Annotated in this window: 12 protein-coding genes; 5 read left to right on the top strand and 7 right to left on the bottom strand. The window is 71.2% G+C overall.

The features are described from left to right. The first annotated feature begins 1 nt into the window (after position 1). Entirely contained in the window at positions 2–811 is an 810-nt protein-coding gene (xdhC, locus tag OG392_RS01390; protein WP_329274558.1) for a xanthine dehydrogenase accessory protein XdhC, read from the top strand. A 214-nt stretch (positions 812–1,025) separates the two neighbouring features. Here xdhC and OG392_RS01385 read toward each other — a convergent pair whose 3' ends face one another. Further along, positions 1,026–2,219 carry a hypothetical protein gene (locus tag OG392_RS01385; RefSeq protein ID WP_329274555.1) on the bottom strand — a complete coding sequence of 398 codons (1,194 nt, stop codon included), beginning with the start codon at positions 2,217–2,219 and terminating at the stop codon, positions 1,026–1,028. A gap of 388 nt (positions 2,220–2,607) precedes the next feature. On the opposite strand from OG392_RS01385, the gene OG392_RS01380 reads away from it, so the two are divergent. Both OG392_RS01380 and OG392_RS01375 read left to right on the top strand, forming a co-directional pair. After that, complete coding sequence (locus OG392_RS01380) at positions 2,608–2,904, top strand: hypothetical protein (protein ID WP_329274553.1); 297 nt, start codon at positions 2,608–2,610, stop codon at positions 2,902–2,904. Positions 2,905–3,147: 243 nt separating this feature from the next. Then, positions 3,148–3,792 (top strand): GAP family protein, encoded by a 645-nt coding sequence (locus OG392_RS01375; protein ID WP_329274550.1) that lies wholly within the window; start codon positions 3,148–3,150, stop codon positions 3,790–3,792. A 164-nt stretch (positions 3,793–3,956) separates the two neighbouring features. Here OG392_RS01375 and OG392_RS01370 read toward each other — a convergent pair whose 3' ends face one another. The 3 genes from OG392_RS01370 to OG392_RS01360 form a co-directional block, all read right to left on the bottom strand. After that, on the bottom strand, positions 3,957–6,290 hold the full coding sequence (locus OG392_RS01370) for a M9 family metallopeptidase (protein WP_329274547.1): 2,334 nt from the start codon (positions 6,288–6,290) through the stop codon (positions 3,957–3,959). A 216-nt stretch (positions 6,291–6,506) separates the two neighbouring features. Next, entirely contained in the window at positions 6,507–7,052 is a 546-nt protein-coding gene (locus tag OG392_RS01365) for an RICIN domain-containing protein (protein WP_329274544.1), read from the bottom strand. A gap of 241 nt (positions 7,053–7,293) precedes the next feature. Continuing rightward, positions 7,294–8,295 carry an ArsR/SmtB family transcription factor gene (locus OG392_RS01360; RefSeq protein ID WP_329274541.1) on the bottom strand — a complete coding sequence of 334 codons (1,002 nt, stop codon included), beginning with the start codon at positions 8,293–8,295 and terminating at the stop codon, positions 7,294–7,296. A 452-nt stretch (positions 8,296–8,747) separates the two neighbouring features. On the opposite strand from OG392_RS01360, the gene OG392_RS01355 reads away from it, so the two are divergent. After that, positions 8,748–9,296 carry a DUF1062 domain-containing protein gene (locus OG392_RS01355; protein WP_329274539.1) on the top strand — a complete coding sequence of 183 codons (549 nt, stop codon included), beginning with the start codon at positions 8,748–8,750 and terminating at the stop codon, positions 9,294–9,296. 88 nt (positions 9,297–9,384) lie between these two features. Here the strand turns inward: OG392_RS01355 and OG392_RS01350 are convergent, their stop codons facing one another. Beyond that, positions 9,385–10,593, bottom strand: coding sequence for a hypothetical protein (locus OG392_RS01350; protein ID WP_329274536.1), 1,209 nt, complete (start codon positions 10,591–10,593; stop codon positions 9,385–9,387). An 88-nt stretch (positions 10,594–10,681) separates the two neighbouring features. Here OG392_RS01350 and OG392_RS01345 point away from each other — a divergent pair, with 88 nt between their 5' ends. Next, on the top strand, positions 10,682–10,957 hold the full coding sequence (locus OG392_RS01345; RefSeq protein ID WP_329274533.1) for a hypothetical protein: 276 nt from the start codon (positions 10,682–10,684) through the stop codon (positions 10,955–10,957). Here the strand turns inward: OG392_RS01345 and OG392_RS01340 are convergent. Continuing rightward, on the bottom strand, positions 10,898–11,530 hold the full coding sequence (locus OG392_RS01340) for a hypothetical protein (protein WP_329274531.1): 633 nt from the start codon (positions 11,528–11,530) through the stop codon (positions 10,898–10,900). The genes OG392_RS01345 and OG392_RS01340 overlap by 60 nt on opposite strands. 226 nt (positions 11,531–11,756) lie before the next feature. Next, complete coding sequence (locus tag OG392_RS01335; RefSeq protein WP_329274529.1) at positions 11,757–13,826, bottom strand: RICIN domain-containing protein; 2,070 nt, start codon at positions 13,824–13,826, stop codon at positions 11,757–11,759. Positions 13,827–14,196: the final 370 nt, after the last annotated feature.

Here is a 14,196-nt window from a genome sequence, read left to right as displayed (position 1 = left end):
CATGACATGGGTCGCCGCGGTCACCCGGCTGCGCGCACGCCGGGAACCCGGCGTGCTGGTGACCGTCGCGACCGTGCGCGGCCACGCACCCCGCGACGCCGGTGCGAAGCTCGTGGTGGGAAGGACCGAGACATGGGGCTCGATCGGCGGCGGCAACGTCGAGGCGGTCGCGATCGACCGGGCCCGGGAGATGATCGGCTCGGCCGAACACGATCCGGAGCTGCTCGACTTCGCGCTGAACGACAAGGTGGCCAACCGGCACGGCGTGCAATGCTGCGGCGGCACGGTGTCCGTGCTGCTCGAACCGCTGCCGGTGGTACGAGCCGTGGCCGTCTTCGGGGTCGGGCACGTCGGCATGGAACTGGCGCGCATCCTCGCCCGCCAGGACCTCGACCTCCATCTGATCGACACCCGCGCCGACCTCCTCACCGCGGAGCGGCTCGACGTACTGGCGGACGCGGTGGCTCAGCTCCACGTGCACCACACACCGCTGCTGCCCGAGGAAGTGCTCGAGACGTTGCCGCACGGCACCCACGTCCTGATCATGACGCATGATCACGCCGAGGACGCGGCGCTGTGCGACGCCGCCTTGCGCACCACCCATCTCGGCTCGATCGGGCTGATCGGGTCGGCGGCCAAATGGGGGCGCTTCCGCAGACGCCTGGTCACCGAGGGCGGTCACGCCGAGTCCACCATCGACCGGATCAAGACCCCGATCGGGCTCGGCGACATCAACGGCAAGGAGCCCGCCACGATCGCCGTCAGCGTCGCCGCCGACCTGCTGCGCACCTTCGAGACCGAGGGCGGCTGACCCGCTCACCGGGCCGACGAGGCGGCCCCCGCACCGGCTCCCGCGCGCGTACCGACCTGCGCATGCGCGTACGGGAGTACGCGCGCGGGGGCCCTGGTGGTTCCGTCGCCGGCGATCCACCAGGCGCCCCCGGTTCACGCTCCGAAAGACGTCGCCTCACCCGACCGGGGGATGCGACGCCCCCTTCCACCACGTGGTGGCGGAGGGTCGCAGCTCACCGGTTGTGCGGCTGCTCCGGGACCTCCGTGTCCGGTGCCGGGGGATTCGGGCCCCGGAAACGGGAGAGCGTCTTCGTGAGGGCCTTCCACGGCGAAGGCTCCTCCTTGGCCGTGGAGGGCGATGCCGTCCGGGGCGCGCCGTCGCCGCCGGACGCCTCGGCGAGGGCACCGAGCGCCGACTCCGCGGCCTCCCGGTAGAGGTCGCAGGAGGCTGTCATGGCTTCGAGGGCTTTGGCGTACCTGGTGACCATGGCCCGTGCGTGGGCCAGCTCCTCGTCGGGGGTGAGCAGGTGCCAGCCCTGGCGCAGCCGGGCCAGGGCCTGCTCGGCATCGGCCGGCATCGGCTGGGGCAGTGCGGCGAACTCCTCGATCTTGGCCAGGAGCTGGGTGGGCTCCGTGCCGTCCAGAAAGACATCGCGCACCGTGAAGCGCTCCGCGTCGTACGCCAGTGGCCGCGGCGTCGGGGGCAGGAGGACGGCGCCGCCACGCGGTATCCCCACGCCCAGCTCACGCTTCATCACGAAGTCGGCGATCAGCGCCTGGTCCGGGGTGGCCCGGTGCTCGACCACCCGGTGCCGCAGGCTCGGCGGCAGGAACGCTGTGATCGGCCGGCGGCCCAGGGCGTCCGGCGTCATCGCCTCGTGCACCACGACATGGAGGGACCAGCTCTGCCGGGTGCAGGCCCGCAGCAGGCGGCGCAACTCGTCGTCGTCCTTCGGCAGGTGGTTCGTCGCTCGCAGGCGCACGTCCTCCACCGGCACGTGGTCCCAGGCGATCTGGTCGCTGTCGGGCCAGAACACGGTGGCCGGCGAGGGCCAGCCCGCATGCCACGCCCGCTCGGCCTCGGCGGCGAGGACCCAGTCGACACCTTCGCTCTTCGCACGGCGGGACCCGGTCGCGTAGGTGACCAGTTGCGCACGTACCGTCACGTCGTCGGCCACACGCCAACGGGCCTCGAAGACGCGACGGGCGGACGGGCCGGGGTCGGCGGACGCGTCCCGGGGGTACAGGTCGGTGGACCGCGCCGCCTCGACGGGGTCGAGGTCCAGGAAGTCGTCGATTACCTGGGCGGCCTTGAGGGCGAGCAGGTTGCGCCGGACGTCCCGCTCGGGCTCGGGCCCGAGGTGACGCCCACGCCCGAGCCAGGCGGTGTCGGGGACGGTGGTCGATGAAGTGCTGTTCTTGTCCATGGAACCGTTCGGTGGGCGATCAGGGCCCGACCAGTATGGTCCGCGGCCCGAGCGAGTGAAGCGGGACCCCGCCCGCGCGCGGTGAACCGGAGGCGACTGCTCGCGAGGACCACGGAGGAGGAGGACGGCGAATTCACCAGGTATCCCCCGAGGTGTGGACACCACAGGGGCACGGCGGAACCCGGCGAGGGGAGCGTCCCCGGATGGGGGCTGGGGGCTGGGGCGCGGGCACCGTTTTCGTGTGGCGCGGGGGTTTACCTGACAGCGCTGCGGTCAGCCGCCAAGGGACGGGTCCGGCACCCGGGCGGCGAGGGCCGCCTGAGGGGATGCCGCCCGTGGCCCGGCGGCTCCGTCAGGGAGGACCGCCATCAGAGGAAGGAGAGCGCGAATGAGCATCCAGCAGGAGCCCGGTCGGACGGACCGGCGCGATGGGCGGGATGAGACGGACCGGCGCCACGAGACGGATACGCGCTACGAACCGGACGAACCGGAGGAGGCGGACGGACCACTGCCCCGCGACCCGCAGAACCAGCAGGCGGAGCAGGGAGAGGATCCCCTGGCCATACCCGTACCGGACTGGCCCGATTCCGAGGTGCCCCCGACCGACGTGGCGGGAACCGGACGCCGGGGCGAGGCAGGCAAGGGAAACCGCGAGCACTCCGCTGTCGACGAACCGGTGGACTGACGCGTCCGCCCTGCGACACGCCGGGTCGGTGACGGTGGCTCCCGGCCCCACGAGCGCGCACAGCCGGCGTCGACGGAGAGCACGGGGTCCGGTGAACGCGGGTGACGTGCGGGCGTGGCCTGCTTGACCGGCCCCTTCGCCACCTGCAAAGTCGGGATGCGGCACCCGCACCGGCGCCGCCCGACTCTGCCGGCCCGCCCGTCCACCGGCACACCACCCTCACTTCCGGGAGCGGCTGATTCGATGGTCCTCGACCTGATCGTGATCGGTACGGCCATCAGCCTGGGGCCCCTGCACAACAGCGCCTTCATCCTCCTGCTCTCGTCGCGACGCGGTTTCCGCAAGGGGATGGCGTTCCTGTTGTCGTGGCTGGTCAACATCGTCGCCGTGATCGCCTGTGTGGTGCTGCTGACCGGTGGCAAGCCCCCCGAGCACAACAGCACGCCGTCGACGGTCGCGATCGTCGCGAAACTCGTCATCGGCGTGGCACTGGTGGTGTACGGCGCGCACCGCCGGCGCCGCCCGCCGCGCCCGCACGGCCCGCCCCGTTGGGCCGCCCGGATCGACGACGCCTCCCTGGTCACCGCGGCCGCCCTCGCCTGGCTGCTGCAGCCGTGGGGGCTGGTCGGCGTGGGCGCCGCGACCGCCGTCGACGCGGACCTCTCCACCCTCGACGACTGGCTCGCCCTGAGCGGCTACTGCCTGCTGGCGACGCTGAGCCTCATCGTGATGGAGATGTACGCGGTGTGGGCGCCTGAGGCCGCGCACGCCCGGCTGAACGCTCTGCGCAGCTGGCTGCAGCGGCACCAGGAGCAGCTGATCGTCACGCTGTCCCTGCTCGTCGGTCTGTGGGTGATGGGCCGGAGCATCTACGAGCTGGTCGCCTGACCCGTACCACCGCGGCGGCGACGAAGGCCCAGTGGGCGGTTCGGCGCATGTACGGCGCGTACGGGCTCCCCGTACGCGCCGTACATGCGCCGTTCGTATGTGCCGTCCCCCGTTCGCCGGGGCCGGCCGGGTGTCAACGGCCCGGCCGGTCCCGGCGAACCGGCTCACTTGGACTGCGTGGAGAGACTCACACCGCTGAAGTCCTGCGCGGCCGCGAGGCTGAAGTAGACCCAGCCGGACGGCGGGTTGTCGATCGTCAGAGTCTCGCCGTTGCCGGCCTTGACGGACTTCGCCGTGTAGCTGCCGGTGGTGGCCCAGCTGCCGCCGCCGTAGTACAGGTCGGCGTTGCCGGTGCCGCCGCTGCTCGTGATGGTCAGCTGCTTGACGCCGGCGGGCAGGTACACGAAGTGGTAGCTGTAGCCGCCGGCGGCGGCCGAGAGATCGTCCCGACGGCAGTTCTGGTCGAACTGGCGGGAGTCGCTGATCGTGCAGAGCGGGGCGGGCGCGGCCGGGGTGGCCTCCGGCAGCGGACCGCAGTCGGCGGTCGCGCAGGTGGTCGCCAGCCAGGTCGCGAAGCCCGCGTCGTAGCGGGTGCCGATGGTCTCCTTCAGGAAGGAGCGGGCCCCGGTCCAGTCACCGGCGCGGTACTCGTCCAGCACGGTCTCGACGTCGGCCGGGTGCGCCTGGAGCATGTAACGGACCGCTAGGAAGCCCCAGCGGTAGACCCGGTTCGAGCTGACCTCGGGGTCCTCGTCCTGGCCGTAGACGGTGTCGAACAGCTCGCTCAGCCGGTACGTGTTCGTGCGGGCCTCGGCGATCGCGTCGGCGTTGCGCTCGTTCCGGTAGCCGAACGAGATGTTCTCGGCGATGCCCTCGACCCACCAGATGGTCGGCGTGGTCATGCCCGCCTCGAAGTCGCCGTACATCGTGAAGCGGCCGTCGAGGTAGTGGGTGTACTCGTGGTTGAGGTTCCAGATCTGGAAGTCCGGGCGCAGCCAGTGGGCCTCGTGGGCGATGAAGCGGGCCTGGTTGCCTGCGGCGGCCGGGTCGCCCTCCTCGTACATGCCGCCGTTGTCGACGTCGATGTCGTAGATGGCCCAGGCGTACAGGGCGTACTGGGTGTAGTCGTCGAAGACGACGACCTCCAGGTCGGTGTTCACGTCACCGGGGACCGGGCCCTTGTCGCCGATGACGCGGTGGAAGTAGGCGTCCTGGTTGACGAGGCTGGTACAGGTGCCGGCCAGCTGGCCGGGAGACATGTCCTGGGCGCGGATCCTCAGGCCCGGGGTGCACGTGTGCTGGATCGGCAGGATCGCCGGGAGCACGCGCTCGCGCAGGTCGCAGATGGCGTAGGCCGCGCAGTTGTTCCGGTCGTACTGGCGCGTGTACCAGCCGAGGTTCATGGTGATGGGCGCGGTCGGGCCGACGTTCGGGTACCGGTTGATCAGGTCCTTGAGCAGCGGCCGGAGCCGGTCCCTCAGCTCAGGGATGTCGAGTGCGTGGCCGAGGTGGCGGCCGACGTTGCTGACGACGTCCAGACGGTTCAGCTGCGCGCCGTTGCGCGTGATGAAGCCGGCCCAGGTGTCGAGGATCGTGGGGTCGGCCTTGAGGGCCGCCCGCCAGCCGCGGGCGTCGTCCTTGGCCTTGAATCCGTTCTCGACGACCCACTCGACGTGCTGCATGGCCAGGTTCATCTGGCCGGGCCAGGTTCCGCTGTAGTCGCCGAGCATCCACTTGACGACGCCGGCGTACCGTCCGGCCGTGTGGGTGCTGTCGATCAGCGTGACGACCTCGTTGAGGATCTCGCCGTTGGCGTCGGTGACGTCCTTGCTGCGCGGGGAGGCGAAGAACGCGTCCAGCGCGCCGCGGGCCGCGGTGTCGAGCGCCGTGCCGTAGTCGCCGACGACATCGGAGTGGTTGTCCTGGACGTAGTAGCCGGCGCGCAGGAACAGCACCAGCTGGCCGATCGAGGCGTTGTTGCTGCCCGCGTACGTGGCGGAGGCGTCGCGCAGCGCGTCGGCGACGGTCACCATCTGGGCCTCGCGGAAGGCCTTGCGCGCGTTCTCGCCGGTGAGCTCGAACAGCGGGTAGGTGCAGTTGATCCGGGGGAGGGACGTGAGCCGCTGGACCAGCAGGCTGCCGGTGGCGTCGATGACGCCGGAGAGGTCGCCGCACTCGGCCGCCGCGGCGGCCGACGACTGCTTGCCGACCTTGATCGCCTTGGCGGTCGGGGCGGGTGCCGGGGCGGACTCCTCGGTGCTGTCCTGCGAGGAGATCCGGAAGCGCGGGCTGGTGCTCATCGCGTCGGGAGACTTGGGCACCGGGATCGACCGCGGCGCCGGGGCCGCGGGGCCTTGGGCGGCCGCACGGGCCGGTGTGCCGGCGCCGGCGGAGGCGGCTTGGCTCTGCGGGGCGAGCAGGCCGAGCGCGAGGAGGACGGCTGCGCCGAGCGCGGGAAGTCTGCGCGCGTCGGCTCTCGATATCCGGAACGGATGCATCTGTGGGGGCCTCCGGGGCCGTTGGAGCCACGTGTCGAGGAACGCGGCGATGATGTGTGACATGTAAAATTGCACAGACCTTCGTGTGTCGGAAGGGTTTGGGCCGGATTCATCGGCCTCGGCGACGGAAACGTCGTCAGCCCCGCTGCAGCCGCCCGGCCAGGACCTGTCCCCGACCCCCGTGGGGACAGGTCTCCTGACCGGGCGGGGCCGGAGTCAGCGCCAGGTCTGGTTGCGGTTGTAGGAGCACTGGATCGTCCGCAGCCCGTACTGGCTGTCGTCCAGGCACTCGCTCGTGGCCTGGCTCTGGAAGGTCACCCGGTCACCGCTCTTGTGCGCGAACCAGCTCTGTTCGCGCGACGAGTTGCAGGCACGGGTGTCCAGCGTGAAGCCGTCGTCGAAGAGGCACTCGTTGGTCGCGAGGTTCCGGAGCTGACGGGTGCCGTCACCCCACACGTGCACGTTCCACTTCTGGTAGACGCCCCCGTTGCAGCCGTAGCCGCGCAGGCCGAACTGCTGGCTGTCGTCGAGGCAGGATCCGGTGGCCATGTTCGCGAACGTCTGGACCACGTCGGCCGCACGCTGCGCACCGGCACCGGTCCCTGCTCCTGCCGTCTGCAGGACAGGGGCGGTGGCGGCCGTCCCGGTGGGTGCGGCAGGCTGGGTGGCCGGCTGCGCCGACACCGCCGTGCTGCCGACGGCGAGGAGTCCCACCGCGGCCAGCAGCGCGAGGGTCCCCCTGTGGAAGGAATGCGAACGCATCTCTTTCGTCCTCTCGTCATGCCGCCGCGAGCGATGCCGGCGGCTCTTCGCCAACCAGGCTCTGCAGCACGCCGGTCGACTCGTGGCGTGGCCCGTTGACTCGCCGTCACCGTAGGTTCGGGATCGATGGCGGGGCCATGCTTTCGAGCTCCGTCGAAAACATGGGGAGGAGTGACGTGGCATCCGTCGCGCGGCTCGCCCGCGGGAGCCTGCCCGCGGGAGTTCGCCCGCGAGTGGTCGGTCACAGCGGGCGTGAACCCGGCTCCAGCAAGGCCATGCCCATCGATGTCACGGTGTGGAGGACCGCCTTGCCTTCCCTTCGAGTGGCGACCAGGCCGGAGTTGCGGAGCACGGAGGTGTGGTGGCTCACGGTCGCCGGCGAGATGCTGAGCCGACGTGCCAGATCCGTGGTGCTGTGACCGACTGCCACCGCCTCCAGGATCGCGGCGCGTGTGCGTCCCAGCAGGTCCTCCAGCGCCTGACCGCTGGAGGTGCCGCTGCCGTCCCACAGTGTGTTGCCCACCAGGGCGTCGGTGACGGACGGGACGGCGAGGACGGGGGCTTCGGCCGGATCCAGCGAGGGGTGCATCAGCTCGGCCCGCCGGCCGGAGAACAGCGTGGGCGCGATGACGAGACCGCGCCCGTTGAGATGTACATCGGCCGCGTGCGGGTGATCCAGTTCGAGGACCGGTGGCCGCCAGCGGAGCGTGGGGCCGCAGAGGGTTTGCAGCAGACGGTCGACCCCGCCTTCGGTCATCGCGTTCGCATACGTGGCGCGGACCTCGGCCAGATGCGAGCGCACCCTGTCCCAGTACGGAGCCACGGTGGCGGCGTGGCAGGCCCGTAGCGCCGTGGTGACCTGGAGCCATGCTTCGCGGTCGCCGTCCACCAGGTCGCGCGCCCAGACGCGGTGCGCGGGACGGAAGCGAATGTTCTCGAACTCGAGACGGAGCAGGTCACGGGGAGCGCCGAGCAGTCGGTCCACCGCCTCCTCGATGCACACCGAGTCGCCGGCCAGGCTCCACAGGTCGACATCGGGCCCCTCGGGCGGCAGCAGGGCGAGGAGGGGGCGTACCCGTTCGTCCAGTCGGCCTCGGACCGAAACCTGCCAGCGCCGGAAACCGAGGCCGACGTCAGCGGTGTGCAGCAGCCTCACACTGTCCAAGGTCTCGGCTGCCGTGCCGATCGTCCCGGCCACTCGGATCCGCATCAGGTCCTGGCTCGTGAAGTGGATCCGTTTCACCGAACACACCGTTCCCGCGTTCCCGTTCGCACACGTCAGTCTCGGGCGCGAGCCGGTGGCGGCACAACGGGCAATCAGGCCAGACGCCGCCCGAAGCCCTTGTGGTGACAGGCGGAAGACCACCGTGGACCATCCCTCCCCGCACCCTGCCCCCACCGTCCCGACCGCACCCCCGGAGGGAAGACGCCGCGTCTTCCGCTGCCTCCCCCGCCGCGAGCCGACCCTCGTCTTCCTCCGCGTACGGAGCCGGTGGCGCGGCCCGTACAGCTCGGCGAAAACCTGTGGAACGGCGGCACCGGGCGCCCGTACGGTACTGCCGAGCCACGTCGTCGAGCCAAGGGCAGGCCTTTGTACACCGTGTGAGACCCACCGAGCGCTGAACCGTCGCGCGTCGCGCTTGAGCGCCGCGCTCCTTCTTGCTGCGGATTTCTCACTGAAACCGGTGTACTCCTGTGCTCAACCGCTGGGTGGTCATGCCCACCTGCCTTCCTGCCGTCCTCCGCCGTTGCCACACCTGCGCCTCCGAGCGCTTCCGGGCGAACGGCAAGTTCCGCGTCAACGCGCACCACAAGCTCCTCGACGCCTGGCTGCTCGTGCTCTGCGCCTCCTGCGGGGACACGGCGAAGCTCACGGTCCTGGAGCGGGCGAACGTCCGCTCCGTACGACCGGAGCTGCTCGACCGGATGCACGACAACGACCCAAGCCTGGCATCCGAGTTGCTCCAGGACCCGGGCCTACGGCGCCGCAACCACGTCGCCCTCGACTGGGCGGGTGCCTGGCGCCTCGACACCGGGGGATCGGACCACCTGGACGATGAGACGGCCGATGTCTCGGTCCGCTTCGCCGCGCGGATCCCGGTACGGCCGGTGCGGTTGGTCGCCGAAGGCTTCGGTCTGTCACGGGCCGAGGTAGAGCGACTGATCAAGGAGGGGAGGCTCGTCTCGACGGCCCGGCTGAACGGCCGGCTCTCCGACGACTTCACCTTCATGCTCAAACGCTGAGCCGGCGCGGGCCGGGGGCGGGTCCGCAAGGGATCCGCCCCCGGCCGTACCCGCTGAGCCCTCCGGGCCCATACGCCGACGACAGGTTCTAGTCCTGCCAGTAGAAGAGCAGCGCGTCGACCGTGAGAGGGTTCCGGCCGCCGTAGTAGTAGACGCAGAGGTCCGTGACCCGGATCGCGCCCGTCTCTTCGTCGATCCAGCGGAAGCCCGCCGATTCGAGCGCGCGCCGGGCCGCGTCGTGAGCTTCCTGCTCGCCGGTCGCGAACGGGCCCAGCGTGCTGATCAGCAGCCGGCCCCCGCCGGTCTCGATCACGTGGTACGTCCCGTCCCCCTGCTGGTGGTCCTCACCGCAGGAGACAGGGGGCCTCGGCTCAAGGCCGGCCGCCGTGAGGGCGGCCGTCGCCCGGCGGAGCAGGTCCTCCACGTCGGGACGGGCCGGCGGCTCGGCGCACACGGCCTCGATCCGCCACCGCGGGTCGCTCGCACGCTGACAGCCGGGACCGTACTCGTGCACGATCGCGCGCCGGAGCTCCTCGTCCAGGCCCTCGACCTCGACCCGGGGGCGTCCCAGACGCTCGTAGACCGCCCGGGCCTCCGCCCTGTCTTCGGTGAGGCCGTGGAGCGCGTACGCTGCCCAGACCTTCGCCTCCGTCGTCGGCGCCTCGTCGAGGTAGGCGCGCAGACGGTCGGCGTCGTGCGCGAGCGACTGCCCGACGTACGCGACCGTCCGGTCCGGATCCGCGAGCGCGTACGTCACGTCCTCGTCCGCCCGGTACCGCGTCCAGACGCGGAACTCCCGGTCCTCGGGCCGCTCCTCGCCGAGTTCCGCCAGGATCGCGTCCGCTCCGTACCGGTCCACGAGCCCGTCGAGACCCGCATCGCCCGCGTCGCGCTCCCCCTGCCAGGGAGAGGCGGCGAGGGTCGACAGCTCGGGCGCGGCCGAGCGGTCGCCGAGGACACCCCGAGCCTTCAGGAAGGCCGCGCCCATGCCGTACGAGGTGTCCGACGCGCGGTCCTCGTGCCGCAGCCAGGGCAGCAGCTCCGTCCGGTCGGCGAGCAGGTCGAGGAGCGCCCGGCGCACCTCGGAGGTGTCCCCGGGATCCTGGACGCGCGCGATCAGTCCGGGGACGTACGGCTCGGGCACCCGGCCGGTCAGCGCGACTGCGCACGGCCTGCGGCGCCACCACGGGTGGCGGGGGTCCGCCACGTAGCGGGCGAGCTCCTCCGCGCCGACCTCTCTCAGGCCTGCGGCGTCGTCGGCTCCGGGCCGCGGTATCAGGGCCTCGATGCTTCGCATCCGGGGATGCTACTGCCCCGGCAACGCGCTGATCAGGTGGATTTCCCGTACGCGCGCACGGTCTGCCCGAGGAGGACGCCATGGACGTATGACGCTGCCCGCGCCGCACACCCTGCCCGGCGAGCGTGGACTCGCCGTCGCCGAGGCGCCGTCCGTGCCCGGGATGCGGCCGTCCGGGGTCCAGGAGCTGCCGGAGGCCGTGCTCGGGGGAGTGGGGCGGGTCGCGCGGGTCGAACCGTCCGCGTACGACCCGGTGCGGGACATCGAGACCGGGGTGCTCAACCCGGACGGCATCGCGCGTGCCTCAGCGCCGTCCGCCCCGCCTCCGTCGTATCCAGATCCCGGCCGCCGCTCCGGCGAGTGAGGCGACGGCGAGCCCCGCCGTGGTCAGCCAGTGACCCCAGGTGGCGTCGTCCACGTCCTCGGCCGCGGAGTGAGATGTCGACGGGGACGGGGAAGCCTCGGGAGCCGTTTGAGTGGCCTGCGTCCCCGGTGGAGTCTGGGCGGTCGGCGTGGCAGCGGTCCTGGCCGGAACCGACGAGGCACCGGGCGACGAGGCGGCCGCCGCCACCGTCAACTGCCGCTCGGCATGCCCCAGCGCGGGCTGCCCGGCCGCGACCGTGACCGTCCAGCTGCCGGCCGGCAGGGCTTCGGCGGTGGTCCAGTCGGTCGGGCGGCTGTCGCGGACGAGTTTCCAAGGGCCCGCCGTACGGCGGCCGTCCGCGCTGACGGCGCTGACCAGCGCGGCGACCTTCTCGTCGACCGCATCGCCGTCGTTCTCCCAGGTCACCTTGGTCAGGACGTGGCCGTCCCGGTGACCGGTGATGACCACGTCCAGGGTGTCGCCGTGTGCGGCGGCGGGCTGCGGCGCGGCGATGCCGAGGCTCAGGACCAGCGCTGCGGTCACGATGAGTGCGGGTCGGGTGGCGGTGTGCATGGCGGGGCTCCGGTCCGGTGCTTGAGGGAGACAGGGGCGGGCTGGCGTGGGCTTACGCGGCTGAAAGTGAAAGTGAAGGTGACGGTGAAGGTGAGCGTGAAGGTCAAGGTGAGGGTGAGAGTGAGGGCGACGAGGCGTGGTGACGCGAGGTGCGAGGGGCGCCGAGGGCGGGCCGCCGATCGGCGGCCCGCCCGACGTGCGTCGAGGGGGTGACCAACTGGTCGGCTCAGTCGGCCCGGCGGGCCGTCCAGATCTGCCCCGGTCGTCCGTCCACGTGCTGGAGGTCGAGCAGCCAGGCCCCGTAGTACGGGCGGCTGCTGACGGTCAGTGCGTAGGACCCGTTCCGGTCGGTGAGTGTGACCGCGCCGTTCACCACCGTCATCCGCCACTGCTGGGCGGAGGAGCCGGCGGCACAGGGCTGCTGGGCCACCCACATGCCGGGGGCAGGCGTGCCGCCGGGCTGCAGGCACTTGGCGGAGGCCGCCGACCGGACGCGTACGAGACCGCTGCCCGCGTCGTCGAAGTACCACTGCTGCTGCTCGTACCCGTTGCTCTGTGCACCGACCAGGACCGTGCCGTCCGCGCTTCGGCCGCCCCACAGCTGGGCGCTCAGCCCGGTGCTGCCGTTGGAGAGCAGGTAGCGGGTGCCCGGAGTGGTGGTGCCGCCCGCACCGGCCGTACGGAAGCTCGTCGCCCGGCCCGGTCCGCTGTCACGGCCCTGGCCGTCGCGGACGGAGACGGCGGCAGTGTGCGAGGTGCCCGGCCGCAGGTTGTAGATCCGCAGCGCGGTCCCTTGGACCCAGGTCAGGTGCCTGTCGTCGAGGAGTACCTGGTACCAGGCCGCTCCGCCGACCCGCGGCCAGCTCACCACGACCGAGTCCGCCTGGATCTGGCCGACCGTCACGTCCGGTGCGGCGCCCGGCCGCGGCGTGGTCGGCGTGGGCGTGGGGGTCGGCGTGCGGGTGGGGGTGGGGGTGGACGTCGGGCTGGGTGTGGGGTTCGGCGTGGGGTCCGGTCCGGTACCGCCGCCCTTGGTCCGCATCAGGAACTGGTTGTCGGCGATGTTCCAGTGCGTGGCGAGGTAGCTGCCCGGCTGCGGGCTGGTGTGGAAGTAGTCGTCGTGGTTGCAGTCGAGGATGTTCTCGGAGGCCCGGTTGGTGCAGACGTTCCGCATCTTCGGGTAGTACGGGCTGTCGGAGTAGCACATCACGTCCCACTCGTCCGTACAGTGCGCACCCCGGCTGGTGTTGGGCGCGCTGTTGTTGACCGCGCCCAGGTTGTGGCCGAGTTCGTGGGCCGCGGTGTGTCCGCCCCAGCAGCCGCTGTCGGTTCGCCCGTACGAGGGGCCGAAGTTGCTCAGGTTGGACTGGCCCGGCCGTTCGTCGCCGGCGAAGGTGCCGATGCCGCAGTACACCTGTGCTTCCGCGAAGATCATGTACTTGCGGTCGCGTCGGTCGAGGCCCTTGGAGGCGAGCGCTCGGTTGGTGGCGCTGAACTCGGCCAGCGCGGAGTCGGGGAGTTCGACGTCGAGGACGGTGGGCGTGCAGTCCGCGGCCGTCACGTACCGGATGTGGCGGACACCGCCGGTGTCCTCGGCGCTGGCCGAGTAGATGAGGTCGGCGTCGGCCGCCCACTTGCGGAAGGAGGCGAGGTACTCGGAGTACCGGTCGCGACCCGGGCCGTGGACGTACACGACCTGGACCCGGTTGCCGGTGCTGCCGTCGCCGTCGCACTGGACGGTCTGCCCGGCGGGCCCCGCGGCGGCGGTCGTGGTGGTCCCGGGGGCGGCCGGCGCGGTCGCGGCGGGGGGACTCGGCGACACGGCGGCCGCGCTGCGCGGGGCCCGCGCGTCGACGGCGGGCGCGTCCTGCGACGGTCCCCGGCTCTTACGGGGCGCGGTCCGCGGCGGGGCCGGCTTGGCGGGATCGGCCGCGGGTGTCACGGACTTGACCGCGGGCGGAGTGTCCTTCTTGATGTCGACGCCCTTGGGCGGCGCGTCGGGGCCGTGGGTGCACAGACCTGTGGCCGTGGCGTAGACGCCTGCGCAGCGGTCTCCCTGAGGGGCCGCCTTGAGCCCGTCGTACACCAGGCCCTTGGCCGGCTCGTTGGTCGGCTTCTTCTGGATCGGCTCCGGTTCCACGCTCCTGGCGGGCGCGGCGGCGGGGACGGCGGTGTCGGCGACACCGATGACGGGGGTCTCCAGGCGGGCGAGCGGAGTCTCGCCCGAGTCCGCGCGTCCCGCCCCGTAGGCGATCCCTCCGGCTATGACCGCCGCGATGGCCATCGCGGCGGTCATGCCCATGAAGGGTCTGCGAGGCCATGCCCCGCGTGCCCGGTTGTCCTTCGGCTTCCTATGTCTAGGCATGCACACCTCAACTCTTTGGTCAGAAGACTGGGTGCGCGGAAGCCTGTCAGAACCTCCCGGTGAAGAATTCGGACAAAGGGGAGCGTGCTCAGAGAATCCATTCCGTTACCTACGCTTCCGTATCTAATGAACACTCAATTGCTTGCGAATTAAAGGGAGTTGATCGAATGATTGAGGATTGGTCCAGGCCTTTTCGATCGTCCTGTTATGTAATCGAAATAAACGGCGACGGTTATTGACGCAAATTCAGTGAAGGATTCATCTAATTTCTCACCTCGTGAATTCCTCCGGTCACCACCTG

The organism is Streptomyces sp. NBC_00691 (assembly GCF_036226665.1).
In the GTDB taxonomy this organism is placed as follows: domain Bacteria; phylum Actinomycetota; class Actinomycetes; order Streptomycetales; family Streptomycetaceae; genus Streptomyces.
Note: the sequence above shows the minus strand (reverse complement) of the source record. Positions and strands in the feature narration are given on the sequence as shown.